The following is a 26246-nucleotide window of genomic DNA, read 5'->3' as shown; positions in this document are numbered from 1 at the left end:
CGTGGTGCCCCGTTCATCAGTCCTCCTCGGCGCTCGCGCCTTCTATCACCGGACTCGCATGTAAAAGTGCGTTCAAAGTTTAGGAGCAAGTCATGGAACCTCGGTTCCGAAAAGCGCGCTCACGCCCTTGGCAACACTTCGCTGCCCTATCAGCGGTGGGGGCGTTGGCCTTTGGTTTGGTGTCGTGTGCGTCTGATGACACGGTGGTTGTCAATGTGTATGGGGGGACGGCTGCTGCTGGGTTTGACCGGATCATCGCGTCGTGTAATGAGGCGGCGGAGGGTCGGTACCGGATTCAGGGGAATTTGTTGCCTGCGGATGCGGATAGTCAGCGTGAGCAGTTTGTGCGGCGGCTTGCGTCGCGGGATTCGGGTATGGATTTGCTGGGGATGGATGTGACGTGGACGGCGGAGTTCGCGGAGGCGGGCTGGATTCGTGAGCTCACTGCGGAGCAGGCGGAGCTGGCGACCGCGGATATTCTGCAGCCCCCGATTGATACCGCGACGTGGCAGGACCGGTTGTATGGGATTCCGAAGCACACGAATGTGCAGTTGTTGTGGTATCGGCCGTCGCTGACCCCGCAGCCGCCGCGGACGTGGGATGAGATGCTGGAGATGGCCGCTGAGCTGCGTGATCGTGGTGAGATTTACCAGATCGGGTTTACCGGGGCGCGGTATGAGGGGTATGTGGTGGGGTTCAACACGCTGCTGAACTCGTTTGGTGGTGATCTGGTGAACGAGGACAGCACCGAAGCCACGATTGATGAGAACACGTTGCAGGCGCTGGAGTTGATGAGCCGGTTCGCGACGTCGGGGCTGGCGAGCGCGTCGCTGTCGAATGCGCAGGAGCCGGAGGTGTTCGCGGAGTTCCAGCAGGGCCGCTCAGCGTTCAGCCTGAACTGGCCGTATGTGCTCAGCGCGATGCGCGCGGCGGCGGAAACGGACGCGCAGAGCCGGTCGGTGTATGAGGATATGGCGTTCGCGCAGTATCCCGAGGTGGTGCCCGGGGAACCGGCGCGGGTCACGCTCGGGGGGATGAATTACGCGATCAGCACGTTCAGTGAGCATCCGGAGGAGGCGTTCGACGCGGCGATGTGTCTGCGCAGCCCGGAGCATCAGTTGTGGGCGGCGCTGGATGCGGGGGATGTGCCCGCGAACGTCACCGTGTATGACGATCCGGAGTTCCAGGACGCGTATCCGATGTACGAGATCCTGCTCGAGCAGCTCGAGATCGCGGTACCGCGCCCGAAGACACCGTTTTACCAGAACATTTCCACGATCGTGTCGTCCACGTTGTCGCCGCCTGCGGCGATCGATCCTGAGGCGACAGCCGATGAATTGCGGGATCGCATTCAGGACACCCTCGAAGGAAGGGGCATCCTGCCATGACCACTAGCTCCGCTGGCCCGGCCGCGCTCGGCGCGGACGCGGGCACCGCGATCGCGAAACAGCGTCACAGCGAAGGCAAACGCGCCGAACGGCGTCTCGGTCTGCTGCTGTGCGCGCCTGCGATCATCGTGATGCTCGCGGTCGCGGCGTACCCGCTTGTGTACGCGGTGTGGCTGTCGTTTTTCCGCGCGGATCTGCGTACCCCCGACGATCAGGAATTCATCGGGCTCGGTAACTACATCACCGTGCTGTCGAGCCCGATCTGGTGGAACGCGTTCGGGGTGACGATGTTCATCACCGTGATCGGCACGTTCTTCCAGCTCGTGCTGGGCATGCTCCTCGCGATCGTCATGCACCGCACCATCATCGGCCGCGGCCTGGTCCGCACCTCCGCGCTGGTGCCCTACGCGATCGTGACCGTGGTGGCCGCGTTCTCGTGGCGCTTCGCGTGGACCCAGAACCTGGGCTGGCTGGCCGGGGAATCGGCACCGCTGACCGACCGGTGGTCCTCGCTATGGATCATCATCCTGTCCGAGGTGTGGAAAACCGTCCCGTTCATGGCGCTGCTGCTCATGGCCGGACTCGCGCTCGTGCCCGAAGACCTGCTCAAAGCCGCCTCCATGGACGGCGCGAACGCATGGCAGCGGTTCTGGCGGGTCACCGTCCCCATCATCAAACCCGCCATCCTGGTCGCGCTGCTGTTCCGCACCCTGGACTCGTTCCGCATCTTCGACAACATCTTCGTACTCACCAGCGGCGCCAACGACACCGCATCGGTGTCCATCCTCGCGTACAACAACCTCATACGCGGACTCAACCTCGGCATCGGCTCCACCATGTCGGTGCTGATCTTCATCAGCATCGCGATAATCGCGTTCATATACATCAAGCTCTTCGGGGCCGCAGCACCAGGCGCAGGAGACGATCGCAGATGAGCTACCAGCAAGAAACCACCCAGCGCAAAGCCATGTGGGCCGGCGTCAACGTCCTCGTCCTGCTCTATGCGTTCATCCCCGTCATCTGGATCGTGTCACTGTCCTTCAAAGACGCCGGCACCCTCAACGACGGCAACTTCCTGCCCCGCTCCCCCTCCACCGAGTCCTACCAGCAGATCTTCACCGACTACGAATTCATCCGCGCACTGATCAACTCCATCGGCATCTGCGTGATCTCCACCTTCATCGCCCTGGTCTTCGGCACCATGGCCGCCTACGCCATCGCCCGACTGGACTTCCCCGGCAAAAAAACCATCGTCGCGGTGTCCCTGCTCATCGCGATGTTCCCCCAGATCGCGCTCGTCACCCCCCTATTCCAGATCCAGACCGCCATCGGCACCTTCGACACCTGGCTCGGCCTGATCATCCCCTACGTCACCTTCGCGCTGCCGCTAGCGATCTACACCCTGTCCGCGTTCTTCCGCGAAATCCCCTGGGAACTCGAAAAAGCCGCCAAAATGGACGGCGCCACCCCCTACCAGGCATTCCGCAAAGTCATCACCCCCCTCGCCATGCCCGGCGTGTTCACCACCGCGATCCTCGTGTTCATCGCCTGCTGGAACGACTTCCTCTTCGCGATCTCCTTCACCACCACCAGCGCGTCACGCACCGTGCCCGCCGCACTCTCGTACTTCACCGGCGCCACCACCTACGAACGCCCCACCGCCGCCATCGCCGCCGCCGCGGTCATCATCACCATCCCCATCGTCATCTTCGTCCTCTTCTTCCAGCGCCGCATCGTCGCTGGCCTGACCTCCGGCGCCGTCAAAGGCTAAACACCCCGCCCCCGGCACCGCCACCGCACCACACACAGCGAAGGAGCCCCCCGTGGCCGAGATCGTCCTAGACCACATCATCAAGCGCTACCCCGACGGGGCACTCGCAGTCGACGACTTCAACCTCCACATCGCCGACGGCGAATTCATCATCCTCGTCGGCCCCTCCGGCTGCGGCAAATCCACCACCCTCAACATGGTCGCCGGACTCGAAGACATCACCGAAGGCGAACTCCGCATCGACGGCGACATCGTCAACAACAAAGCACCCAAAGACCGCGACATCGCCATGGTCTTCCAGTCCTACGCCCTCTACCCCCACATGACCGTCGCCGAGAACATCGCCTTCCCCCTCGTCCTCGCCGGCGTCGACAAAACCACCATCAAACAAAAAGTCGACGACGTCGCCACCATGCTCGAACTCACCCAGCACCTCGACCGCAAACCCTCAAACCTCTCCGGCGGCCAGCGCCAGCGCGTCGCCATGGGACGCGCCATCGTCCGCAAACCCAAAGCCTTCCTCATGGACGAACCACTGTCCAACCTCGACGCGAAACTCCGCGTCCAAATGCGCACCCAAGTCGCCCAAATCCAGAAAACACTCGGCACCACCACCCTCTACGTCACCCACGACCAAACCGAAGCCATGACCCTCGGCGACCGCGTCGTCGTCATGCGCGGCGGCATCGTCCAGCAAGTCGGCTCCCCCACCCAGCTCTACCACCACCCCGCCAACCTCTTCGTCGCCGGATTCATCGGCAGCCCCTCCATGAACTTCCTCCCCGCCACCATCGAAAACAACACACTCAAAAGCAACCTCGGCACCATCGAAATGCCCGACCGCATCCGCCGCACCCTCGAAACCACCGGCACCAACCGCAACGTCATCATCGGCGCCCGCCCCGAACACTTCGAAGACGCCACCCTCACCGGCAACACCCCCGGCCACACATTCACCACCACCATCGACCTCGTCGAATCCATGGGCTCCGACATTTACGCCTACTTCCGCGTCCACGGCGAAACCGCCCACTCCCGCGACCTCGACGACCTCGCCCGCGACATGGGACAAGACATGGAACTCGGCACCCAAATCACCGCCCGCCTCGACGCCGCCTCAGAAGTCCAAACCGGAAAAAAAGCACAACTCTGGCTCAACCCCGAAAAAATCCACATCTTCGACACAGAAACCGGCAAAAACCTCACCGAAGAATGACCCCTCGTGCAGCAGCGCCCTCACGGACATCCCTCTACTGCCCACCTCTGAGCGACACCAATCGTTAGTGTCGCTCAGAGAAGGGCAAACAATAAAGCCGCATCGCCCGAAGCACCCCAAGGTGAGCAACGACCAGCTAAACCCGCTCAATGATCGTGACGTTCGCGGTCCCGCCACCTTCGCACATAGTCTGCAGACCGTAGCGGCCACCGCGACGCTCGAGTTCATGCAGCAGCGTGGTGAAAAGCTTCGCGCCTGTCGCACCGATAGGGTGCCCGAGCGCGATTCCGCCGCCATTGACGTTCACACGGGTGGGATCCGCGCCGAGTTCGTCAATCCAGGCGAGGGCGACGCTGGCAAACGCTTCGTTGACTTCGAACAGATCAATGTCCTCAATGGTGAGACCGGCCTTGCGCAGCGCGACTTGTGTCGCGGGGATGGGTCCGGTCAGCATCCAGACAGGGTCGGCGGCACGCACTGAAATGTGGTGAATCCGGGCCCGGGGGTGCAATCCGTGCTTAGCGGCATAGTCTTCAGAAACAACGAGTGTGGCGGCGGCGCCATCACAAATCTGGCTGGCCACTGCGGCGGTCAGCCGGGAGCTTTCGCTGAGGGGCTTTAGCGAAGCCATTCTCTCCAGAGTAGTTCCACGACGCGGACATTCATCGAGAGTGCAGTCGCCGAGCGGGGCGAGCTCAGCCTCGAACCGGCCGGAATCAATCGCGTCTAGCGCGCGCTCGTGGCTCGCAAGCGCGAACTCTTCCATCCGTTCCCGGGTGATGTCCCAATGTCGCGCGATCATGTCCGCGCTCTCAAACTGGGATACGACGCCCGATCCGTACCGCTCAACCCAGCCTTTGGAGCCGGTGAACGGATCATCGAAGCCATACTCCCGCCCGGCGAGCATCGCCGCACTGATCGGGATCTGACTCATGTTCTGCACACCAGACGCGACGACGGCATCCGCGGTACCGGACATCACCGCTTGCGCCGCGAAGTGAATGGCCTGCTGACTGGAGCCACACTGCCGATCCACAGTTACACCCGGTACGTGTTCCGGCAGACCTGCCGCCAGCCACGATGTACGGGCGATATTTCCAGCCTGAGAACCAAGTGTGTCAGTGCACCCCATGATGACGTCGTCGACGGTTTCGGGGTCGATACCCGCGCGCTTGACGAGCGACGACAAGATATGTGCCCCGAGATCGGCGGAATGTACTGCGCTGAGCCCTCCTCCACGCTTCCCGACCGGGGTGCGTACGGCGTCGATGATGAGAGCTTCTGCCATGGTGGTTCTCCTTGTGTGCTTGCCTATTTCCGGGATATCCCGTCGAGCACAATCCCCAGGTACCGTTCCGCGATTTCGCTGGCTTTCAGGCCGCCTTCCGGGGCGTACCAGGCAACCGCCACCCAGACGGAGTCGCGGATGAAGCGGTAGGTCACTTCCACGTCGAGGTCCGCACGGAATGCCCCCGCCGTGACCCCTTCCGAAAGCAGCGACGTCAGGATGTCGCGGAACTGTTTGTTGCGCTCGATCAGATAACTGAAGCGTTCGAACTGTTGGAGATATTTGGATTCGTGCTGGTAAATCGCGACGGCGTCACGATGGTCGTGTATCGCTTCGAACGAGGTGGTGATGACTGCCGCTAGCTTCTCGCGAGGCCCTAGATCCCTCGCCATGATCGCGTCATACTCGGCGAAGAGTTCGTCCTGGAACGACCGGATGATCTCGTCGACCATCGACTCCTTCGAATCGAAGTGGTGGTACAGACTCCCGGACAGTATGCCCGCGGCCTCAGCGATGTCGCGAACCGTTGTGCTCTGGAACCCTCGCTCGGCGAACAGATGGCACGCCAGAGTGAGCAATTCACCCCGGCGTCCAGTTCCGAGTTTGGTCGATGCGGGCATCTTTCACCTCACGGATGTTGGCTGCTTACGGAAATAACCTCACCCGTAAGGTATGACGAATAGTCGCTCGCCAAGAAAACGATGACGTTGGCGACCTCCCACGGCTCAGCTGCCCGGCCCGAGACTTCCCGCTTTTCAAGGTCGCGAAGCAGCTCCTCCGACGTCACCTTCGCGAGGAAAGGATGCGCCGCGAGGCTCGGTGCGACCGCGTTGACCCGGATGCCGTGCGCAGCGACATCGACTGCGGCACAGCGAGTCAGAGCCATCACCCCCGCTTTCGCGGCCGCATAGTGCGCCTGGTCGGCTTGCGCACGCCAACCGATCACCGACGCGTTGTTGACCACCACTCCTCCCTCGCCTTGCGCAATAAACTGGCGCAGCGCCGCGCGGGTTGCCCGGAATGTACCGTTGAGTGACACGTCGATAACACGTGACCATTCGTCATCCGTCATGTCGACGATGCTCGTGGACCCGCCGAGACCGGCGTTGTTGACCATGATGTCAATGCGGCCGAAGTGGCTGACGGCAGCATCGATCAGCCCCTGCACGTCAGCCTCGGACGTCACGTCACATACTTGCGCGTGAACGAAGCCCGGGTGCGCGGCGTCGAGATCAGCTGCTTTCTCCTTGAGCCGGCGCTCGTGCCAGTCGCTGACGACCACCTTCGCGCCCTCTTCCAGACATCGCTGAGCGACGGCCGAACCGATACCGGTACCCGCCGCGGCGGTAACGACGACAACTTTCCCGGCAAGAAGGTCACGACCGGGAGGTGGTGTGGGCAGAGGAATCATTGACGCACCTCGCGAGGTAGGTGGAGCACACGTTCAGCGATGACGTTGCGCTGGATTTCATTGGAGCCGCCGTAGATCGTGTCGGCGCGGGTGAAGAGGTAGAGGCGCTGCCAGTCATCGAGGTCATACTTGTCACCGACGGTGAGGCCCCGGGCGCCGCGCACTGTCATGGCGAGTTCACCGAGATCGCGATGCCAGTTCGCCCAGAGCAGCTTTGCCACCGCGGCCGTCCCGGTGTCTACTTTGCCGAGCGTGCGCACCGCGTACGCTCGCATGACGTCGAGGCTGACATACATCCGTGCGATCCGCTCGCGGATCACCGCTTCATCGAACGACCCGTTGCGCCTAGCTTCTGCCGCGATCGTGTCGAGTTCACGGCGAAAGCCGATCTGCTTGCTTAACGTGGCGATGCCCCGCTCGAAAGAGAGGGTTCCCATCGCGATCCCCCAGCCCTCACCCGGCTTGCCCACGACACAGTCGGCGCCGGTGCGTGCCCCGTCGAAGAACACCTCATTGAATTCGGAGGTCCCGGTGAGCTGGTTGATTGGGCGGACTTCGATCCCTGGCTGATCCATGGGGACGAGCAGATAGGACAGGCCATGATGGCGCTTGGACCCCGGTTCAGTGCGCACGAGGACGAAGCACCAGTCGGCGACGTGCGCGAGCGAAGTCCACACTTTCTGGCCGGTGATCACCCACTCGTCACCGTCACGCTTCGCCGTCGTCGTGACGGATGCAAGATCCGACCCTGCACCCGGCTCTGAGTACCCCTGGCACCACATTTCGGTGACGTTCTTGATTCCAGGCAGGAAGCGCTGCTGCTGATCCTGCGTGCCGAACTCGATAAGTGTGGGGCCGAGCAGTTCCTGGCCGACGTGACTTACGGTGGCGGGGGCCCCTGCGCGGGCATATTCCTCGTAGAAAATCACTTGCCGCGTGAGGCTCGCACCTTGTCCGCCATGCTTTTCGGACCAGCCGATGCACGTGAAGCCTGCGGCCGCGAGGTGGCGCTCCCACTCGAGGCGTTCTGCAAAGGCTTCATGCTCCCGGCCTGGACCACCCATTCCTCGCAGGTGCGCGAAGCGCCCATGCAGGTTGTCGTCGAGCCAGGCCCGGACTCGTGACCTGAATTCCGAATCCGATTCCATGAATCTCCGGCCCCTTTCGGTGCTACTAGTCGGGCTTACTAGCGAAACCTTTTGAATACCCGTAGGCTACTCTACCAAGCACTTGCTAGGGAGGTGGAATGTGAGTCCGATCGTCCACCGGGGAACAGTTCCCGCCGCACTGCTGGCAACCGCGGAAAAGCACCCCGACCGGGAAGCGATCGTCGACGGAGAGACCCGGCTGACATACCGTGAACTCCTCGAAAGCGTGCGGCGCTGTGCCGGATTCTTCATCGCTCAGGAGATCAGGCCGGGCGATCGCATCGCAGTATGGTCACCGAACACCCATCACTGGATTGTGGCCGCTCTTGGCGCACTCATGGCGGGTGCCACACTCGTTCCCATCAACACTCGCTTTACCGGCGGTGAAGCACTCGACATTCTTGACCGCACCCGCGCGTCGGCCCTGATCGTCGCTGGCCCGTTCCTCGGCACCGACAGACTGGCTCAGCTGCGCGAAACCGCTGGCGACCTGGCGCGCTCGCTGCCCAAGTTGCACACTATCGTCCGGATACCAGTTGACGGACCTATCAACGCCGACCCCAGCGCCGTGGCCTGGGATGACATCACCGATAGCGGCATCAGCCCCGAGAGCATCGACGAACGCGCGACGACAATCACCCCGGAGAGCCTGTGCGACATCCTCTTCACGTCGGGCACGACAGGGCGCAGCAAAGGTGCGATGAGTTCGCACGCCCAGTCCCTTGGAGTCGCGGCATCGTGGGCCGAGATCGGCGGCGTGACGTACGACGACCGCTACCTCATCATCAACCCGTTTTTCCACAGTTTCGGCTACAAGGCCGGGATTCTCGTATCGCTCCTGACTGGCGCCGCCATGTACCCAGCGGCGACGTTCGACGTGGAGCGTGCATTCGAACACATTGAGCAAGAACGAATTACGGTACTTCCCGGTGCCCCAACCATTTACCAGATGATGCTTGAACACCCGCAGCGCGGAGATCACGACCTCACCAGCCTGCGTCTCGCGGTCACCGGAGCCGCGATCGTCCCGGTAACGCTTGTCGAGCGAATGCGGAGCGACCTCGGATTCGCTGTTGTCCTCACCGCCTACGGACTCACTGAAGCGGTAGTTGCAACGATGTGCCGTCCGGAGGACAGCGCCGAAACCATCGCCAATACGTGCGGCCGCGCGGCGGCGGAGTTTGAAGTTCGCGTTGCGCATCCGGACGGGGCGGGCTGTGCCCCCGGCGAACAGGGGGAAGTACTGCTTCGCGGCCCAAACGTGATGCTCGGCTACCTCGATGATCCTGATGCCACGAGAGCCGCCATCGATGAGAACGGCTGGCTGCACACCGGGGACGCTGGGGTCCTCTCCGCGGAGGGCTATCTGAAGATCACCGACCGCATCAAAGACATGTACGTGAGCGGCGGGTTTAACGTCTATCCCGCAGAAGTCGAGCAATGCCTCGCCCGGCTGCCAGGAGTGGCTGAATCGGCCGTTATCGGAGTTCCTGATGAGCGCCTGGGCGAAGTGGGGCGCGTGTACGTGCGCGTCGAACATGGCCACTCGCTCATCGAGGACGACATCATCACGCACGCGAAGCAGCACCTTGCGAACTACAAAATCCCCCGCCAGGTGCAGTTCGTCGATGCTCTCCCACGCAACCCCGCAGGCAAGGTCCTCAAACGGGAACTGCGTGAATCCGCACCTCAGGAGGTTTCATGACAACCGCACCCGACAGCGACGTAGTCCTGTACGAGCGGCGGGGGCCCGTCGCCATCGTCACCATGAATCGCCCGGACTTCCGCAACGCGCAGAACTCGGCGATGACGTATGCGCTGGATGCGGCCTTCACACGTGCGGTCGAGGACGCTGAAGTGAAAGTAATCGTGCTTGCGGGGGCAGGGAAACACTTCTCGGCCGGGCATGACATTGGCTCGCCCGGCCGAGACGTCAACGTTCACTACGACAACAAGGCCGTGATGTGGTGGGACCACGTCGGCCGCACGGGCGGTGATCAGCGTTTCGCCCGGGAAAGCGAAGTGTATTTAGGAATGTGCCGCCGCTGGCGGGAAATCCCCAAGCCCACCATCGCTAGTGTGCAGGGCGCCTGCATCGCGGGTGCGCTGATGCTCGCGTGGGTGTGCGACATGATCGTCGCTGCAGAAGACGCATTCTTCGCTGATCCCGTTGTACGCATGGGCATTCCGGGGGTCGAATACTTCGCACACCCATGGATGCTCGGGCCCCGTGCGGCGAAAGAAGTGCTCTTCACTGGTGAACGGTTCAGCGCCGCACAAGCGAAGGAGTGGGGCATGGTCAACCGGGTCGTCCCGCGCGACAACCTCGAGACCGAAACGCTAGCCCTAGCCGGAAAGATCGCAGAGATGCCAGCGTTTGGGCTGGCACTGACGAAGAAGGCCGTCAACCAGGCCGAAGATCTCATGGGTTTGCGCAACGGCATGGACTCCGTGTTCGGCCTGCACCACTTCGCCCACTCGCACAACGCCGAGGTCTCCGGCGGCGACTCACTGGGTGGGCAGGACGCGAAGTCAATGGCGGCACGAGCGAAGAAAGGCTGAACCCGTGGACCTCAATCTCGATGCCGCAACCGTCGCCTTTCGCGACGAGGTGCGCGGCTGGCTGCGCGATAACATCGGGCGCGCGCCAGTCGAATCGTACGACACTGCAGCAGGTTTCGAACAGCACCGGGCCTGGGAACAGCGCCTTTCTGATGCGCAGCTTTCCGTCGTGTCCTGGCCGGCCGAGTTTGGTGGACGTGACGCGTCCCTACTGCAATGGGTGATCTTCGAGGAGGAGTACTTCGCGGCGGGCGCCCCACCGCGGGTCAGCGCCAACGGCATCAACATGCTGGGGCCGACTCTGTTCTCACACGGCACTATCGAGCAGCGTGAACGCATCCTCCCGCGCATGGCCTCAGGTGCGCAGATCTGGGCGCAGGCTTGGTCGGAACCCGAGGCGGGCAGTGACATCGCGTCGCTGCGCAGTACCGCCACACGCGCCGACGGTGGCTGGCTGCTCAATGGTCAGAAGACGTGGAGCTCCCGCGCGGCCTTCGCAGAGGCCGCGTTCGGACTGTTCCGCTCCGATCGTGACAGCGAACGCCACAAAGGACTGATTTACGTGATGTTCGATCTGCACGCAGCAGGCGTCGAAGTGCGGCCAATCCCCCAGCTTGACGGTGAAACGGGATTCGCGGAGATCTTCCTCGACAACGTGTTCGTTCCCGACCGGGACGTCATCGGCGCGCCCGGTGACGGGTGGCGGGTCGCAATGACTACCGCCAACAACGAACGCGGCCTATCCCTGCGCAGCCCGGGACGGTTCCTGAAAGCCGCCGACCGCCTCGTTGAATTGTGGCGTGACAACGCCGATCCCGCGGACACAGCACTGTCGCACCGCGTTGCTGATGCGTGGATCGGTGCGCGCGCATACCAGCTCTACACGTTCGGCACGGTCAGCCGCCTCGAACACGGCGCCGAACTCGGTCCAGAGTCGAGCGTGAACAAGCTCTTCTGGTCTGCCCTGGACATCGACCTGCACGAGACTGCACTCGATATCCTCGGCCCAGCCGCGGAGCTTCACACTGCATGGCTGGACGGATTCCTGTTCGCCCTTGCCGGGCCGATTTACGGCGGCACTGACCAGATTCAGCGCAACGTCGTCGCTGAACGACTACTTGGCCTGCCTCGGGGGTAACTGGTGGACTTCTCACTCTCTACTGAACACCGCGACTTCGCCGCCAGTATCGGCCACCTGTTGCAAACGTCAGATGTGCCGGGCGCCATCAGATCCTGGTCGGCAGGTGAGCACGGACCCGGACTCAAGCTGTGGCAAGGGCTGGCGAACCTTGGCGTCTCCGCGCTCGCCGTCTCCGAAGAACATGAGGGCGCGGGCGCGGACGCGGTAGACCTCACTGTCGCGTTTGAGGTTCTCGGCTACTACGCGGTGCCCGGCCCGATCGTTGAATCATTCGCGGCCATTCCGGGATTGTTGCGGTCTCACGACGCCCTTGCCGAACGGTGGCTGCCCGCGATCGCCCGCGGTGAGAGCGTCGCGACACTCGCGATGTTGCCCCACACCCCATTCGCACTGGACGCGGACGTCGCGGATCTGCGTTTGGTGGTCGGCTCCGACGGCGCCGTCATTGAAGGCGCGCGGAGCGCACCCGAGCGGTCCGTGGATGCAGCGCGGCGACTCTTCCGACTCGAGCCACACGGTCAGCGTGCCATCGCTGACGCGGGGGCCGCTTTCGATGCGGCCGCTCTCGCGTCGGCCGCGCAACTGCTCGGCCTCGGTCAGCGCATACTGGACGACACCGTCGCGTACGCAAAGCAGCGTCATCAGTACGGCAAGCCCATCGGGCAATACCAGGCGATCAAACACTTGCTCGCGGATTGTGCGACAGCCCTCGAGCTGGCGCGTCCCCTCGTGCACGGCGCCGCGGTTGCGATGACATCCGGCACCGCTACGTGCGCCCGCGACGTCTCCGCGGCACGAGTTGCAGCCGCTGCTGCCGCGTACCGCATAGCCCGCACGGGACTCCAAGTTCACGGCGCAATCGGATACACCGCAGAGCATGACTTGGGACAACAACTCACCAAAGTCTTTGCACTGCAGTGCATATGGGGCACTCAAGCCTTTCACCGCGATCGGGTTCTCCGCGCAGTCACATCAGGAGCGGCATGACGGTGGCAGAACAGCATGATCAGCACGAGCGCCTCGAACTTGGACGTACCGTCAGAAGCGTCCTCGCACGTAAGTCGAGCTTCGAGAAGACCCGCGCTGCGGCCACATCCCCGGCCGGTTACAACACCGAACTGTGGTCCACGTTGTGCGGTCAGGTGGGTGTAGCGGCGCTGGCAATACCCGAGGAATATGGCGGTCTGGGGGCAGGCATCAGGGAGCTTCAGATCGTTGCGGAGGAACTCGGGCGCGGACTTACACCTACCCCGTTTCTTGGCAGCTCGGTACTGGCCGCCAGGTCCCTCGTGCACTGCGCCGACGAGGATGCGAACCGGCGGCTACTGCCGCCGATTGCGCACGGCACTGCGACCGCAACGCTGGCGTGGACTGGCGTCGATGGCCAATGGAGAACCGACAGTGCCGCATTCAGGGCCGAACACTGCGGTGAGGGTTCGTACCACCTGTCCGGTACCGCCGAGTACGTACTCGATGGGGACACCGCAGATTGTGTGCTCGCAATCGCCCACATCGACGGCGAGAACGAGCAGATCGGGCTCTTCGAAGTCGATATCCGCGCGCCCGGAGTCGTGCGCACTGCGACCCCCACGATGGACTCGACGAGACGGCTCGCATCCGTCGCGCTCACGCGCGCAGTCGCAAAACGCATCGGCACAGCCGACTTCGAACCGGCGCTGAATCAAGTACGTGACGAGGTGTATGCGGTGCTCGCAGCGGAGCAGATCGGTGCAGCCGATCAGGCACTCGCCGACACCGTGTCTTACTCGAAAGAGCGGGTCCAGTTCGGCCGGCCGATTGGCAGCTTCCAAGCGCTCAAGCACCGGATGGCTGACCTGTATGTCTTCGTCGAATCGGCACGTGCGGCATGTTACGAGGCAGCGGACGTGCTCGATGGCCGCGGCGAACCCGCCGGTTATCTCGAGGAAAGCGAGCCGGCCAGCGCACGCGCCGCACTCGTCGCCCGTATTGCCTGCACGGAGACGCTGACAACCGTAGCGGCGGAGATGATCCAGGTGCACGGTGGCGTCGCAATCACGTGGGAACACAACGCCCACCTGTACTTCAAACGCGCGCATTCCAGTAGCCAGCTTTTCGGACAGCCCCGGACTACCAACACATTGCGTTAGGCGGCGCGCAGTACGGGTTAGAACACGTTTCTCTTCGAGTGCTCGCTATCGATCTGAGCTATTGCAACATAACGAGAACATGTTCTACTGTTGGACTATTCCTTCGACCGCCCACACGATCACGCTGCGGATTGGATGAGCATGCAGAACCGACTTCAGGGGAAAGTCGTCGCGATCACTGGCGGTGCGCGGGGAATCGGTGCAGCTGCAGCCGCCGCCCTAGCGCAGGCCGGCGCGACGGTCGTCATCGGTGACATTGACCGGGCAGCCGCCGAGGAAACGGCCGCAGCGATCGGCAAGGCGGTGACAGCCCATGCGCTGGATGTGGCGGACAGCGAAAGCTTCGCTGCCTTCCTCGACGCCGCGCAAGCGCAGAGCGGGCCACTCGATGTTCTGATCAATAATGCGGGCATCATGCCTCTCAGCCGCGCCGAGGAGGAACCCAGCACAACCACCACGCAGATCCTGGCCGTCAATCTCCAGGGCGTCATTCACGGCTGCAAACAGGCGGTCATGCGGATGAAGCCACGGCGCAGCGGGCACATCGTCAACGTCGCCTCGGTCGCGGCAAAAGTACCGCTACCCGGCGCAGCCACCTACGCGGCGAGCAAGGCTGGTGTGCTGGCGTACTCCGATGCGCTTCGGGCGGAACTTCACGGATCGGGTATCGAGGTTTCCTGCGTACTGCCCGGGATCGTCGATACCGAACTCGCCACCGGGATCGCGGTGCGGGGATTCCACCCGATCGCGCCAAAAGAAGTGGCGGACGCGCTGGTAGACGTGCTCGAGCGCCCGCGCTTCGAGGTCTTCGTTCCCCGGCAGGCGGGAATCGCGCTCAGGGCGACCTCCCTCGGCGGACGCCGTCTTTCGGAGTGGCTCCAGCATGCCCTGCGGGCGGACACGCCCATGCTCGAGGCCATCGGCTCGGCAGAACGAACCGACTACGAGAAGAGAGCCCGCCAGCAACGAAGCACTTAGTAAGGGCCCACCGGAGGGAAAGCAGATGAGCCGGAAGACCAGCAGTGCGAGCCTGACTGCGTCATACACGATTGAGTTCCCGTTCGAGCGAACTGTAGGCCGAAAAATCGGGACGTTTCTTGGCGGGCTGCGCGATGCGCGCATATTCGGCGTGCACACACCAGCCGGCGTCCTGTTCCCGCCGCTAGAGTTCGACCCCCAGACTGGAGCGGAAACCGGTGACCTCATTGAACTTCAGCCAGTCGGCACGGTGACCGCCTGGACCTGGGTTCACGCCCGGCCAGGTGACCCACTGCCGCACGACTTCGCGTGGGCGTTAATCGCCATCGACGCCACGGTGGGGTCGTTTTTCCACGCGGTCGACAGTGGTGCCGACATCAACCGCATGCATACGGGGATGCGGGTGCATGCCCGGTGGCGGCGCGAACGCACCGGCACCCTCCGTGACATCGAATGTTTCGAGATTCTCTCATGACGGCACGGCTTCCCGAACCGGTCAGCCTCATGCCCAGCCCGTTCCATATGGAGTACACCTACGTCGCCGGTGAAGGCCGTTCGCTGTTCCTGAGAGGACTAGCTGCCCGAAAGCTCGTCGCGCGCCAGTGCCCCTCCTGCGCGAAAACCTATCTTCCTCCTCCCGAGTTCTGCTCCAGCTGTCTGAGACGGCTCGGTGCGCCATACGAGCTCGATGGGCGTGGGCAGATTTCGACCTTCTGCATCGTGAGCTTTCCCTTTCCCGGCCAGACGTACGAACCGCCGTACGTGGTGGCGCACATCAACGTTCGCGGCACTGGAACGCGCCTCATGCACCTGATCCGGGAGGTGCCCGCGAACGAGGTACAGATCGGAATGGAAGTCGAACCGGTGTGGGTGCCCGACAGCGAACTCGTGCCCTCGCTCACCAGCATCCGCTACTACCGTCCGGTGACCGCAGCGCGGCCGGCAACGGAGGGCTCGGAGGTGACCCGCTGATGCGTGACGTTGCGGTGGTCTCATTCGCGCAGTCGCCATGTCTGCGCGCCAACCGGCAGGACGACATGGCCGAGACCCTGCTTCCGGTCATCCAGGAGGGATTGAGTAACACAGGTATTGACCGTGACAGGGTCGACTTCTTCGCCTCCGGCAGCCACGACTTCTTCGAGGGACGCACGTTCTCCTACATTGAGTCGCTCGATGCGGTGGGCGCGTGGCCCCCCGTGTCAGAGTCCCATGTCGAGATGGACGCAGCATGGGCGTTCGCCGAAGCCTGGACCTGGATGCAACTCGGTGAGGGCGACATCTCCCTGGTGTACGGCATCGGGCGCGGTTCACTTGCCGCCGACCTCGACCAGGTGATGCCGTCGCAGCTTGACCCCTACTTTCTGACACCGCTTCGGCCGCACCGTGACGCGCTCGCAGGACTGCAGGCAGCTGCTCTGCTCGACGCCGGACTCGTGACCGAACGTGCGATGGCCGAAACGGTGCAGCGGTGTCTGGCCGACGCCACAACGAACACCGCCGCAGCCAAGGCTGGCCACTACAGCGTCGAGGAGCTCATGGCGGCGCCGTACGTGGCCACGCCGTTGCGGACGCACGACGTCGGACCGATAGGCGATGCCGCCGCGGTGATTGTGCTCGCGGCGGGCGACACCGCGCGGCAGCTGGCAGATCGACCGGCGTGGGTGCGAGGCCTGGATCACCGGATCGAAACCCACTACCCAGGTGTACGCAACCTCACCGATTCGGTCTCAGCGCGGTCCGCCGCGCGACGTGCCGCCGAGCTCGCAGGCTTCGCCGCGATGGACGTGGACATCGCCGAGCTGCACACCGAATACAGCTACCAGGAAGCGCTGCTGGCCACTGCTCTCAACGTCAAGGACGCGCACATCAATCCGTCGGGCGGACCACTAGCCGGGCGGCCTGTTACCGCGACAGGGCTCGTCCGGATCGGTGAAGTCGCCCAGCGCATCCTCGACGGACGTGCCGACCGGGGACTAGCCCACGCGACAAATGGCCCGGCACTGCAGCACAATCTCGTCTGCCTTCTGGAGGGCGAATGACCAGCAATCTCGCAGTCGTAGGAATCGGCCAGAGCAAGCAGGCCAAGCGGCGTGAAGTGACCATCGGCGCACTTGTGCGGGAGGCAGTCACCGCGGCAATGGCTGACGCTGAACTGGAGTTCGCCGACATTGACGCCGTTGTGCTGAGCAAGACCCCCGACCTGTTCGATGGCGTGATGAATCCCGAGCTGTACCTTGCCGATGCGATGGGTGCGGTCGGACTGCCTGTTACCCGCGTGTTCACCGGCGGCAGCGTAGGCGGCCACGCCGCCATCTACGGCGCGCACCTCGTCGCAGCCGGACTTGCCAAGCGGGTGCTGGTAGTTGCCTACTCGAAAGAATCCGAAGGCAACTTCACCTGGGCGCTTTCGCGTCCGCTGCCGTTCAGCGCGCAGCTCGGTGCGGGGGCGGGTGGGCATTTCGCCCCCGTGATCAGAGAGTACATCCGGCGTTCAGACGCCCCTGAGCACATCGGCTGGAAGGTGGCGGTTAACCACCGGCTCAACGGGATCCGCAATCCGTACGCGCATGTTCAGCGGCCGGACATCACCGTGGAGGAGGTGCGCAGTTCGCCGATGCTGTGGGATCCGATCCGGTATCTGGAGTCGTGCCCGTCATCGGACGGCGCCTGCGCCATCGTTGTGACTTCCGACGAGGATCGGCCGCAAACGGCCCGGCCGCCCGCGTGGATTCACGGCATGGCCTGGCGCACCGAAACAGGGCACTTCGCGGGCCGGGACGAAGTCAATCCGCAAGCCGGCCGTGACTGTGCCGCCGAAGTTTACCGCCACGCCGGGATCACGGAACCAGCACGCGACATACGCGTTGCCGAACTTTACATTCCATACAGTTGGTACGAGCCAATCTGGCTCGAGAACACCGGCCTGGCCGCAATCGGCGAAGGCTGGCGCATGGTTGATGACGACCGCACAGCATTCGGCGGTGAGTTGCCGGTCAACCCGTCAGGCGGAGTGCTGTGCGGAAACCCCACCGGCGCAACCGGATTGCTTCGGTTCGCCGAGGCTGCGCTGCAGGTGCGCGGTCAGGCTGGCGAACATCAGGTTGACGGAGCGCGCCGGGCCCTTGGCCACGCGATGGGAGGGGCCTCGCAATTCCACGCCATGTGGGTCGTCGGTGCCGCCAAACCTGGAGAAACTCAATGAGCGAACGCACGTTCGTGGCCGGAGCCGGGATGACGAAATTCGATAAGCCCGGCGCCCGGCAGGTGCCATATCCGAACCTGGTTGGCGAGGCAGTCGGCCAGGCCCTCGCACACGCTGGAATCAGTTATGAACAGGTGCAGCGTGCGGCTGTGGGATATGTTTTCCAGCCTTCCGCCGCAGGGCAACGCGCACTCTACGACGTGGGTCTGACCGGCATTCCCGTCATCAACGTCAACAACAACTGCGCAACCGGGTCGACTGCACTGTTGCTCGCCAGCGAATGGGTGCGCGGCGGGCTTGCGGATGTCACTCTTGCGGTGGGCTTTGAGCAGATGACCAAATCCGCCCTGCAAGGCAGCCCAGACGGGGTAGTGACCACCGTGGACCGCCACCTCAGCGTCATGACGGCGGCACACGGCTTCGGCGACGCCCCCATGACCGCACAGCTCTTCAGCCACGCGGCTACAGAGCACATGCAGCGCTTCGGAACGACCGTGGAACAACTGGCGGCTGTAGCGGTGAAAAACCATGATCATTCTGCGCGTAACCCGCTGGCCCAGTTCCAGCACCGGTACACCCTTGAGCAGGTCTTAAACGACAAACCGGTGCATGGTCCACTGACGCGGCCGCAATGCTCGCCGATCTCCGATGGCGCCGCAGCCGCAGTCGTCGTAAGCGAGCGATTCGCACGGGAGCATGGGCTTGCCAGCAAGGCGGTCGAAGTTGTCGCGCAGACCCTGGTGACCGATACCTCTGCGAGCTTCCAATCCGGGTCGATGATCGACGTCGTGGGCGCGCCGATGACACGCCGTGCGGTAGCGAAGGTACTTGATGCCAGCGGCATCACCATTGACGATATTGACGTCATCGAGCTGCACGACTGCTTTTCGATCAACGAGATCATCACCTACGAGGCCCTGGGCCTATGTGCCGAGGGCGAAGGCGGGAAGCTCGTCCAGTCCGGGGCCACGAGTTACGGGGGCCGATGGGTGGTCAATCCCTCCGGCGGCCTCATCTCGAAAGGTCACCCGCTTGGGGCGACCGGTCTCGCGCAGTGCGCTGAACTGACGTGGCAGCTGCGTGGCGAGGCAGGGGAACGCCAGGTTGAAGGCGCGCGCCTCGCCCTCGCACACAATCTGGGGCTGGGCGGCGCGTGCGTCGTCACGCTGTACCGCGCACCCAGCCTCACAACAGCGGAAGGAAACGCCAATGATCGGTGACACGATGCGGCAGCCCGTTCATCTCGGTCACGTCCTCATCCAGGCGCTCAACCGGCACCGCGAGGGGCCAGTCCTCGAGCTTGGCGAGATCATGCTGACCGGCCAGGAAACCGCAGCCCAGATCAGCCAATACGCGCAGGCGTTCGACGACCTCGGGATGGGCACCGGCGCGCCGGTTGCGCTGCTCTCGCTCAACCGCCCTGAAGTCCTGCTCACCATCGGCGCGGGCCAGATCCTCGGGTCCCGTCGCACTGCACTGCATCCCCTGGGCTCCGTCGACGACCATGCTTTCGTCCTCTCAGACGCGGCCATCACTCACCTGATCATCGACCCAATTCCGATGTTTGTGCAGCGCGCTGTCGAGTTGCTCGACGCGGTACCGACTCTCAGGCAGATAGTCACCTTAGGCCCGGTACCCGAAGAGCTGAAGGGAACTGGCGCGCGAGATCTCACCGAGTGCGCCGCCACGTACACTCCGCAGCCGCTCAAGGCAGCCGACCTTCCGCCGGACCACGTCGTCTCCATCACCTACACGGGGGGCACAACCGGCAAACCGAAGGGCGTGATCGGGACGGCCCAGTCCATCCTGACCATGACGCAAGTCCAGCTGGCGGAGTGGGAATGGCCCGAGGCGCCCCGTTTCCTCATTTGCACTCCCCTGTCGCATGCGGGGGCAGCTTTCTTCGCTCCAACGCTCATCAAGGGCGGATCGCTTGTGGTCCTGCCCAAGTTCGACCCAGCGGAGGTGCTGCGGACGATCGAGGAACAGCGCATCACCGCCACCATGCTTGTGCCGACGATGCTGTACGCCCTGCTGGATCACCCTGACTCGCACAAGCGCGACCTTTCGTCGCTGCAAACGGTCTATTACGGCGCCGCGGCGATCAATCCGGTCCGCTTGCGTGAGGCAATCGAGCGGTTCGGGCCGATATTCGCGCAGTACTACGGCCAGTCCGAAGCCCCGATGGCGATCACCTATCTCGCAAAGGATGAGCATGACGAGGCACGGCTGACCTCATGTGGGCGTCCTTCGGCATTCCTGAAGACCGCGTTGCTCGATGCGGACGGCCAACCTGTTCCCACCGGATCGCCCGGCGAAATCTGCGTGGCCGGTCCGCTCTTGGCCGCGGGCTACCTGAATAGACCCGAGGCCACGGCAGAAACCTTCCGGGATGACTGGTTGCACACCGGTGACGTGGCAAAAGCTGACGAGGATGGCTTCTGGTACATCGTCGACCGGATCAAAGACATGATCGTCACCGGAGGGTTCAACGTATTTCCCCGCGAGGTCGAAGATGTCATCGCCACCCATCCGGCCGTCGCGCAGGTCGCTGTCGTCGGTGTTAGCGACGAGAAATGGGGTGAAGCCGTCACTGCGGTTGTGGTGCTTCACACCGGCGCTGTGGACGGGCCCCGTTCAGGTGAGAGCGTGATCGAGGAGATCAAATCTGCTGTGCGGAAGCGCAAAGGTCCAGTTCATGAACCCAAGCACGTCATACTCACTGACTCGCTGCCGGTGACACCGCTCGGCAAGCCCGACAAGAAGGCATTGCGTTCGGGTTTTCAGAAGACCTAGGCAACGTTCCAGCCAGGAAGGACCGATACGGTGCGATTCACTTACGCCGAAGCGATGACAGACCCCACGTACTATGTGCCGCTCGCGCAGGCGGCCGAGATCGCCGGGTACACCAGCATGACAGTCGCGGACAGCATCGCGTACCCGCGCGTCTCCGATTCCAAATACCCGTATACGCCGGACGGGAGCCGGGAGTTCCTCGAGGACAAAGCCTTTATCGAACCGTTCGTGCTGATCGCCGCGATGGGCGCAGTCACAAGCACGCTGCGGTTCGTTCCGTTTGTGCTGAAACTACCAATACGTCCTCCAGTGCTCGTCGCCAAACAAGCGAGTTCCCTTGCGTACCTGACCAACAATCGTCTGTCACTCGGCGTTGGTCTCTCGCCCTGGCCGGAAGATTTCGACCTAATGGGAGTGCCGTTCGCCAAGCGCGGCAAACGGATGGATGAGTGCATCGACATCGTTCGTGGACTGTCGCACGGTGGCTATTTCGAGTATCACGGCGAGTTTTACGATGTTCAGGAAATCAAAATGACGCCCGTACCGACTGAGCCGTTGCCGATTCTCGTCGGCGGACACAGTGACGCGGCACTGCGCCGTGCTGTCACCCGCTGCGACGGCTGGATGCACGCGGGCGGCGATGCCGACGAACTCGATCATCTGCTGAAGAAAATCCAGGAATTCCGCGAGCGAGAAGGCAAGCAGGGCCCGTTCGAGATCCACGCTATTTCACTCGATGCCTATACGGTCGACGGCATCAAACGGCTCGAAGACAAGGGAATCACCGACGTCATCGTCGGTTTTCGCATCCCCTATGTCACCGGCCCCGATACCGAACCGCTCCAGAAGAAGATCGACAACCTGAACCGGTACGCGGACTCAGTGATCGCGAAGGTGAGCTAGGGGTTTCCGCGCGGCCAGTGGGACCCACTTGATGCTGATTCCTCCTCAGCGCGATTCTCGTCTGGTATCCATGACTTCATGCTGCTGCGACAATTGGAGTACCTCACAGCTCTGGCGCGCGTGAGCCATTTCGGTCATGCAGCAGAAGCGTGCCACGTCACGCAGCCAGCTTTGTCGGCCGGTATACGCAAGCTTGAAGCTGAACTTGGGGTGCAGATCGTTCAGCGCGGGCAGCGGTTCGAGGGTTTCACCCGCGAAGGCGAAGAAGTTCTGCGGTGGGCGCAGCGCATGCTCGCCGAACGCGAAGCGCTGGGCCAGTCCATTTCCGGTATGCGCGCTGGCCTGTCCGGAGTGTTGCGTATCGGAGCGATTCCCACCGCGTTGAGCGTCGCTTCGCTGCTCACGGCCCCAATGCGAGAGCAGCACAACAATGTTCACTTCTCGTTGCAGGCGATGTCCTCGCGAGAAATCGTGAGCCGACTCAACGATTTCGACATCGACGTGGGGATGAGCTACATCGACGGCGAGCCACTGGGCAAGGTCCGCATCGTCCCGCTCTACCGCGAACGCTACCTATTCCTCACCCCACAGGACGGGGAGTTCGCGGGGCGCGATTCGATTAGCTGGGCGGAGGCCGCGTCGGCGCAGCTCTGCCTGTTGATGCCGGTGATGCAGAACCGCCGAATCCTCGACGGCTTCTTCGCAGAGGCTGGCGCGGAGGCGAGCCCCGTTGTCGAAACTGACACTGTGTCCGCGATCTACGCGCATGTCGCCTCGATGCGACTGTCCAGCGTCATCCCCCACGCCTGGCTCCATGGGTTCGGTGTGCCGGAGGGAACACGCGCCATTCCTCTGCCGCAGCCGAAGCGATCATTTCGGGTGGGGCTCGTACTGTCCGGGGGTGGGCCCGAGTCCTTGCTCGCTCGTGCCCTCGTTGCCACCGCACAACAGGTCGACATGCCCAGTGCACTAGACCAGGCCGTCGAACGACAGCTGAACAATGAGCGAAACCCTAACCGCGCCTCAGGTCACGATGCCTGACCAGCAACGAAGCCGCGATTCCCTTCAGTCAGTTCACCAACGGTAACTGCAAACGATCAGCCCCGGAGTACACGTTCATCGAGTTCCCACGCAAGAATCCAACAAGCGTCAGCCCACTTTCGACGGCGAGATCAACAGCAAGCGACGACGGCGCCGAAACCGCAGCGAGCATCGGGATACCAGCCATGATTGCTTTCTGCACGAGTTCGAATGAGGCCCTCCCACTCACCATCAGAACTGTTTCCCGAAGTGGCAGCAGACCAGCCATCAGGGCGTGACCGACAACTTTGTCCACCGCATTGTGCCGACCGACGTCCTCGCGCAGACAAAGAAGTTCCCCGGAAGCCGTGAAGAGACCTGCAGCATGCAGTCCCCCGGTTTTGTCGAAGACTTTTTGCGCCGCCCGTAGCCGTTCGGGCAGAGCCGCCAGCGCTGCTTGCCCGATGGTCAGTCGATCATCCGCAACCGACCATGCAGCCGTCGTTCGCACCGCATCCAGACTGGCCTTGCCGCACAACCCGCAAGAGGACGTCGTGTAGAAATTACGCTCGAGCGACGCATCAGGGGGAGAAACATCAGGCGCGAGAGCAACATCAACCACGTTATAGGTGTTCCCACCGTCTGCCGTGGCGCCCGCACAGTATCGCATCGCGACGACGTCCCCGGCAGCGTGCACGACACCTTCGCTGACGAGAAACCCTGCAGCAAGGTCGAAGTCGTGCCCCGGTGTCCGCATCGTCACTGTGAGTGGACGACCACCAACCCGAATCTCCATCGGTTCCTCGGCAGCGAGCGTGTCAGGGCGATGCGAGCACACACCCTCCCTGATGCGAAGTACGGGCTGTCGTGCGGTCAACCGACCCATGACGTTTTCCCTTCCTCAGTTGACGGCATTCGCCAGCTCGAGCCGGACAACGACGCCTTTGGATGTTGGCGTGTTGCTGATGTCGGCGACACTGTCGAGCGGGACCAGCACATTGGTCTCCGGGTAGTACGCCGCTGCGGAACCGCGAGCCGCGGGATAAGCGACAACTCTGAAATCCTCCGCACGCCGCTCGACCCCGTCGTGCCACACACTGATGATGTCCACGAGGTCACGGTCGGCCAGACCCAACTCGTCCAGGTCCGCAGGATTCACGAGAACGACCCGGCGAGCATTGTGGATGCCGCGGTAGCGATCGTTCATCGCGTACGGGATCGTGTTCCATTGATCGTGCGACCGCAGCGACTGCAAAACCAAATGGCCTTCCGGCGCATCAAGCATCGAAAACTCGTTGCACGTGAACACAGCTTTGCCGCTTGGCGTGCCGAAGACGTGATCGTTCACTGGATTGGGCAGGCGGAATCCCCCAGGCTTCGCTATACGCTCGTTGAAAGCATCGAACCCCGGTATGACGCGCGAAATACGGTCACGGATGACGTCGTAGTCGGCCTCAAATTCCTCCCACGGGATAGCCACCTTCTCCCCTAGTGTGCGCCTGGCAAGGCGACAGAGGATCGCAACCTCGCTCAACAACGCAGCAGACGCCGGCTCCAGTCGGCCGCGTGAAGCGTGCACCTCGCTCATCGAGTCCTCGACCGTCACGAACTGCTCACCAGACGCCTGGACATCCCGATCACTGCGCCCCAGCGTCGGCAAGATCAGTGCGGTCTCGCCACACACGGTGTGTGAACGGTTGAGTTTGGTCGATATTTGGACAGTAAGCCGACACGACCGCAAAGCATCTTCGGTGACCAGGCTGTCAGGGGTGGCTCTCACGAAGTTGCCGGCGACACCGAAGAACACTTTCGCGTGACCGTCACGCATCGCCCGGATGGCATCGACCGAGTCCAGTCCGTGCTTCTCGGGTGGCGTGAAGTTGAACTCCCGGCCCAGCGCATCCATAAAGTTCTTCGGCATCCGCTCCCAGATGCCCATGGTGCGGTCGCCCTGCACGTTGCTGTGACCGCGTACCGGGCACACCCCAGCGCCCGCCTTGCCTATGTTGCCGCGCAGCAGCAAGAAGTTCACAAGTTCGCGGATAGTCGGCACGCCGTGTTTGTGCTGAGTGAGGCCCATAGCCCAGCACACGATGATTTTCCTGCTACCGAGGACCTGTTGGTGAACCTGTTCGATCTCCGCCCGGGATAGCCCGGTTGCAGCGAGCACGTCCTCCCAGGAGATTCTCCTTGCTCTCTCGGCGAAGGCGGCGAAACCCGTGGTGTGCGACCGGATGAAATCCTGGTCCAGCACGCTGCCGGGCTGCGCTTCCTCGGCTTCCAGCAGTAACCGATTCAGCGCCTGGAATAGCGCAAGGTCGCCACCGGGACGAATCTGCAGGAATTGGTCGGCAATCGCCGTGCCGCGGCCGATCATTCCGCGCGCATTCTGCGGGTTCTTGAAGCGGATCAGGCCCGCTTCGGGCAGCGGATTCACCGCGATGACGTGACCGCCATTGCGTTTGGTTTTCTCCAGCGCAGAAAGCATCCGAGGATGGTTGGTCCCAGGGTTTTGCCCCACAACGAAGATCAGGTCGGCTTCGTAAATATCGTCCAGCGAGACGCTGCCTTTACCGGTACCTAGCGTCTCGTTGAGCGCGGAACCGCTGGACTCGTGACACATGTTCGAGCAGTCAGGAAGGTTATTGGTGCCGAACGCCCGCGCGAACAACTGGAGCAGGAAGGCGGCCTCGTTACTCACCCTGCCAGAAGTGTAGAAGAGCGCCTCGTCGGGCGAATCCAGGGCGCGGAGTTCCTCTGCGATCACGTCAAACGCATCAGTCCAGCGGATACGCTCATAGTGGGTGCGGCCGGGCCGCTTGATCATGGGCTCGGTGAGTCTCCCCTGCTGATTGAGCCAGTAATCAGACTTCCCGTCCAATTCGTCGATGGAATGCCTGGAGAAGAAGTCATCGGTGACCCGACGGGTTGTCGCTTCGTCATTGATATGCTTGGCGCCGTTTTCGCAGTACTCGTTGCGATGCCGATGAGAGGGCTCCGGCCACGCACAGCCCGGGCAGTCAATGCCCTTGGTCTGGTTAAGACTGAGCAGAGTCAACGCGGTCCGCGCTGGCGACGTCTGCGACAGTGAGTACGCAATCGCGTGGGCCACCGCGGGTGCACCTGCCGCCCACTTCTTAGGTGGCGTAACAGAGAGGTCGTCCTTCGGGTCCTCGATCGGGCTCATAATTCGCTTCCGCCTCTTTCTGTGCCACGGCATCGACGCGCCCACCAATCCCGGTCTTGCAAGATCATATCCGGGACCGTGATTGGGATGATCGCTCGTGAATATC

General features: G+C 62.8%; 24 protein-coding genes. 18 read left to right on the top strand and 6 right to left on the bottom strand.

Features of this window, described 5'->3' with window-relative positions:
- The first annotated feature begins 92 nt into the window (after nucleotides 1-92).
- From AS9A_RS04610 to AS9A_RS04595, 4 genes are read left to right on the top strand one after another with little or no spacing between them, the layout of a single operon-like run.
- Nucleotides 93-1388, top strand: coding sequence for an ABC transporter substrate-binding protein (locus AS9A_RS04610; protein ID WP_041450868.1), 1296 nt, complete (start codon nucleotides 93-95; stop codon nucleotides 1386-1388).
- Nucleotides 1385-2323: a carbohydrate ABC transporter permease gene (locus AS9A_RS04605; protein ID WP_013805752.1), complete on the top strand. Its 939-nt coding sequence runs from the start codon at nucleotides 1385-1387 to the stop codon at nucleotides 2321-2323. The genes AS9A_RS04610 and AS9A_RS04605 overlap by 4 nt, the downstream gene beginning before the upstream one ends.
- Complete coding sequence (locus tag AS9A_RS04600) at nucleotides 2320-3159, top strand: carbohydrate ABC transporter permease (RefSeq protein ID WP_013805751.1); 840 nt, start codon at nucleotides 2320-2322, stop codon at nucleotides 3157-3159. Before AS9A_RS04605 ends, AS9A_RS04600 begins: the two co-directional genes overlap by 4 nt.
- 52 nt (nucleotides 3160-3211) lie before the next feature.
- On the top strand, nucleotides 3212-4375 hold the full coding sequence (locus tag AS9A_RS04595) for an ABC transporter ATP-binding protein (RefSeq protein WP_013805750.1): 1164 nt from the start codon (nucleotides 3212-3214) through the stop codon (nucleotides 4373-4375).
- 136 nt (nucleotides 4376-4511) lie between these two features.
- Here AS9A_RS04595 and AS9A_RS04590 read toward each other — a convergent pair whose 3' ends face one another.
- Genes AS9A_RS04590 through AS9A_RS04575 form a run of 4 tightly spaced genes read right to left on the bottom strand, consistent with a single transcriptional unit; the run spans nucleotide 4512 to nucleotide 8222 of the window.
- The gene (locus AS9A_RS04590; RefSeq protein WP_013805749.1) at nucleotides 4512-5663 is read right to left on the bottom strand and encodes an acetyl-CoA C-acetyltransferase; all 1152 of its coding nucleotides are present in this window, start codon (nucleotides 5661-5663) and stop codon (nucleotides 4512-4514) included.
- 23 nt (nucleotides 5664-5686) lie between these two features.
- A complete protein-coding gene (locus AS9A_RS04585; protein WP_013805748.1) occupies nucleotides 5687-6283 on the bottom strand; it encodes a TetR/AcrR family transcriptional regulator in 597 nt (198 codons plus the stop codon).
- Between the two features lie 8 nt (nucleotides 6284-6291).
- Complete coding sequence (locus AS9A_RS04580; protein WP_013805747.1) at nucleotides 6292-7074, bottom strand: SDR family oxidoreductase; 783 nt, start codon at nucleotides 7072-7074, stop codon at nucleotides 6292-6294.
- Nucleotides 7071-8222 carry an acyl-CoA dehydrogenase family protein gene (locus tag AS9A_RS04575; protein WP_013805746.1) on the bottom strand — a complete coding sequence of 384 codons (1152 nt, stop codon included), beginning with the start codon at nucleotides 8220-8222 and terminating at the stop codon, nucleotides 7071-7073. The genes AS9A_RS04580 and AS9A_RS04575 overlap by 4 nt, the downstream gene beginning before the upstream one ends.
- Before the next feature lie 100 nt (nucleotides 8223-8322).
- Here AS9A_RS04575 and AS9A_RS04570 point away from each other — a divergent pair, with 100 nt between their 5' ends.
- The 14 genes from AS9A_RS04570 (at nucleotide 8323) to AS9A_RS04505 (ending at nucleotide 22974) form a co-directional block, all read left to right on the top strand.
- Nucleotides 8323-9927, top strand: a complete 1605-nt coding sequence (locus tag AS9A_RS04570) for a FadD3 family acyl-CoA ligase (RefSeq protein ID WP_013805745.1) — start codon at nucleotides 8323-8325, stop codon at nucleotides 9925-9927.
- The gene (locus AS9A_RS04565) at nucleotides 9924-10784 is read left to right on the top strand and encodes an enoyl-CoA hydratase (protein ID WP_013805744.1); all 861 of its coding nucleotides are present in this window, start codon (nucleotides 9924-9926) and stop codon (nucleotides 10782-10784) included. Before AS9A_RS04570 ends, AS9A_RS04565 begins: the two co-directional genes overlap by 4 nt.
- Nucleotides 10785-10788: 4 nt before the next feature.
- Nucleotides 10789-11922, top strand: coding sequence for an acyl-CoA dehydrogenase family protein (locus AS9A_RS04560; RefSeq protein WP_013805743.1), 1134 nt, complete (start codon nucleotides 10789-10791; stop codon nucleotides 11920-11922).
- A 3-nt stretch (nucleotides 11923-11925) separates the two neighbouring features.
- On the top strand, nucleotides 11926-12912 hold the full coding sequence (locus AS9A_RS04555) for an acyl-CoA dehydrogenase family protein (RefSeq protein ID WP_013805742.1): 987 nt from the start codon (nucleotides 11926-11928) through the stop codon (nucleotides 12910-12912).
- Nucleotides 12909-14054, top strand: coding sequence for an acyl-CoA dehydrogenase family protein (locus tag AS9A_RS04550; protein WP_013805741.1), 1146 nt, complete (start codon nucleotides 12909-12911; stop codon nucleotides 14052-14054). The genes AS9A_RS04555 and AS9A_RS04550 overlap by 4 nt, the downstream gene beginning before the upstream one ends.
- A gap of 135 nt (nucleotides 14055-14189) precedes the next feature.
- Nucleotides 14190-15032 (top strand): SDR family NAD(P)-dependent oxidoreductase, encoded by an 843-nt coding sequence (locus tag AS9A_RS04545; RefSeq protein ID WP_013805740.1) that lies wholly within the window; start codon nucleotides 14190-14192, stop codon nucleotides 15030-15032.
- A 25-nt stretch (nucleotides 15033-15057) separates the two neighbouring features.
- Nucleotides 15058-15507 (top strand): Zn-ribbon domain-containing OB-fold protein, encoded by a 450-nt coding sequence (locus AS9A_RS04540; RefSeq protein ID WP_013805739.1) that lies wholly within the window; start codon nucleotides 15058-15060, stop codon nucleotides 15505-15507.
- Nucleotides 15504-16004, top strand: coding sequence for a Zn-ribbon domain-containing OB-fold protein (locus AS9A_RS04535; protein ID WP_013805738.1), 501 nt, complete (start codon nucleotides 15504-15506; stop codon nucleotides 16002-16004). Before AS9A_RS04540 ends, AS9A_RS04535 begins: the two co-directional genes overlap by 4 nt.
- Nucleotides 16004-17071, top strand: a complete 1068-nt coding sequence (locus AS9A_RS04530) for an LIPID TRANSFER PROTEIN/KETO ACYL-COA THIOLASE LTP4 (RefSeq protein ID WP_013805737.1) — start codon at nucleotides 16004-16006, stop codon at nucleotides 17069-17071. The genes AS9A_RS04535 and AS9A_RS04530 overlap by 1 nt, the downstream gene beginning before the upstream one ends.
- Nucleotides 17068-18234 carry a thiolase domain-containing protein gene (locus AS9A_RS04525; protein WP_013805736.1) on the top strand — a complete coding sequence of 389 codons (1167 nt, stop codon included), beginning with the start codon at nucleotides 17068-17070 and terminating at the stop codon, nucleotides 18232-18234. Before AS9A_RS04530 ends, AS9A_RS04525 begins: the two co-directional genes overlap by 4 nt.
- Nucleotides 18231-19454 carry a thiolase C-terminal domain-containing protein gene (locus AS9A_RS04520; protein WP_013805735.1) on the top strand — a complete coding sequence of 408 codons (1224 nt, stop codon included), beginning with the start codon at nucleotides 18231-18233 and terminating at the stop codon, nucleotides 19452-19454. The genes AS9A_RS04525 and AS9A_RS04520 overlap by 4 nt, the downstream gene beginning before the upstream one ends.
- A complete protein-coding gene (gene fadD8, locus AS9A_RS04515; RefSeq protein WP_013805734.1) occupies nucleotides 19444-21030 on the top strand; it encodes a fatty-acid--CoA ligase FadD8 in 1587 nt (528 codons plus the stop codon). Before AS9A_RS04520 ends, fadD8 begins: the two co-directional genes overlap by 11 nt.
- Nucleotides 21031-21060: 30 nt before the next feature.
- Nucleotides 21061-21933 (top strand): TIGR03619 family F420-dependent LLM class oxidoreductase, encoded by an 873-nt coding sequence (locus AS9A_RS04510; RefSeq protein ID WP_013805733.1) that lies wholly within the window; start codon nucleotides 21061-21063, stop codon nucleotides 21931-21933.
- Nucleotides 21934-22011: 78 nt separating this feature from the next.
- A complete protein-coding gene (locus AS9A_RS04505) occupies nucleotides 22012-22974 on the top strand; it encodes a LysR family transcriptional regulator (protein ID WP_013805732.1) in 963 nt (320 codons plus the stop codon).
- Between the two features lie 28 nt (nucleotides 22975-23002).
- On the opposite strand, the gene fdhD is transcribed toward AS9A_RS04505, so the two are convergent.
- Nucleotides 23003-23839, bottom strand: a complete 837-nt coding sequence (gene fdhD / locus AS9A_RS04500) for a formate dehydrogenase accessory sulfurtransferase FdhD (protein ID WP_013805731.1) — start codon at nucleotides 23837-23839, stop codon at nucleotides 23003-23005.
- A 15-nt stretch (nucleotides 23840-23854) separates the two neighbouring features.
- Nucleotides 23855-26140: an FdhF/YdeP family oxidoreductase gene (locus tag AS9A_RS04495; protein WP_013805730.1), complete on the bottom strand. Its 2286-nt coding sequence runs from the start codon at nucleotides 26138-26140 to the stop codon at nucleotides 23855-23857.
- Nucleotides 26141-26246 lie beyond the last annotated feature (106 nt).

Origin of the sequence: Hoyosella subflava DQS3-9A1 (assembly GCF_000214175.1) — a bacterium.
Classification (GTDB): Bacteria; Actinomycetota; Actinomycetes; order Mycobacteriales; family Mycobacteriaceae; genus Hoyosella; species Hoyosella subflava.
The sequence above is the reverse complement of the archived record's forward strand: the minus strand, read 5'-3'. Positions and strand labels throughout refer to the sequence as shown.

Bases quoted from the DNA above. Each gene is read 5' to 3' on its own strand.
- AS9A_RS04610 (WP_041450868.1), top strand. From the start codon at position 93: ATGGAACCTCGGTTCCGAAAAGCGCGCTCACGCCCTTGGCAACACTTC.
- AS9A_RS04605 (WP_013805752.1), top strand. From the start codon at position 1,385: ATGACCACTAGCTCCGCTGGCCCGGCCGCGCTCGGCGCGGACGCGGGC.
- AS9A_RS04600 (WP_013805751.1), top strand. From the start codon at position 2,320: ATGAGCTACCAGCAAGAAACCACCCAGCGCAAAGCCATGTGGGCCGGC.
- AS9A_RS04590 (WP_013805749.1), bottom strand. From the start codon at position 5,663: ATGGCAGAAGCTCTCATCATCGACGCCGTACGCACCCCGGTCGGGAAG.
- AS9A_RS04585 (WP_013805748.1), bottom strand. From the start codon at position 6,283: ATGCCCGCATCGACCAAACTCGGAACTGGACGCCGGGGTGAATTGCTC.
- AS9A_RS04580 (WP_013805747.1), bottom strand. From the start codon at position 7,074: ATGATTCCTCTGCCCACACCACCTCCCGGTCGTGACCTTCTTGCCGGG.
- AS9A_RS04575 (WP_013805746.1), bottom strand. From the start codon at position 8,222: ATGGAATCGGATTCGGAATTCAGGTCACGAGTCCGGGCCTGGCTCGAC.
- AS9A_RS04565 (WP_013805744.1), top strand. From the start codon at position 9,924: ATGACAACCGCACCCGACAGCGACGTAGTCCTGTACGAGCGGCGGGGG.
- AS9A_RS04550 (WP_013805741.1), top strand. From the start codon at position 12,909: ATGACGGTGGCAGAACAGCATGATCAGCACGAGCGCCTCGAACTTGGA.
- AS9A_RS04545 (WP_013805740.1), top strand. From the start codon at position 14,190: ATGAGCATGCAGAACCGACTTCAGGGGAAAGTCGTCGCGATCACTGGC.
- AS9A_RS04540 (WP_013805739.1), top strand. From the start codon at position 15,058: ATGAGCCGGAAGACCAGCAGTGCGAGCCTGACTGCGTCATACACGATT.
- AS9A_RS04535 (WP_013805738.1), top strand. From the start codon at position 15,504: ATGACGGCACGGCTTCCCGAACCGGTCAGCCTCATGCCCAGCCCGTTC.
- AS9A_RS04530 (WP_013805737.1), top strand. From the start codon at position 16,004: ATGCGTGACGTTGCGGTGGTCTCATTCGCGCAGTCGCCATGTCTGCGC.
- AS9A_RS04525 (WP_013805736.1), top strand. From the start codon at position 17,068: ATGACCAGCAATCTCGCAGTCGTAGGAATCGGCCAGAGCAAGCAGGCC.
- AS9A_RS04520 (WP_013805735.1), top strand. From the start codon at position 18,231: ATGAGCGAACGCACGTTCGTGGCCGGAGCCGGGATGACGAAATTCGAT.
- fadD8 (WP_013805734.1), top strand. From the start codon at position 19,444: ATGATCGGTGACACGATGCGGCAGCCCGTTCATCTCGGTCACGTCCTC.
- AS9A_RS04505 (WP_013805732.1), top strand. From the start codon at position 22,012: ATGCTGCTGCGACAATTGGAGTACCTCACAGCTCTGGCGCGCGTGAGC.
- fdhD (WP_013805731.1), bottom strand. From the start codon at position 23,839: ATGGGTCGGTTGACCGCACGACAGCCCGTACTTCGCATCAGGGAGGGT.
- AS9A_RS04495 (WP_013805730.1), bottom strand. From the start codon at position 26,140: ATGAGCCCGATCGAGGACCCGAAGGACGACCTCTCTGTTACGCCACCT.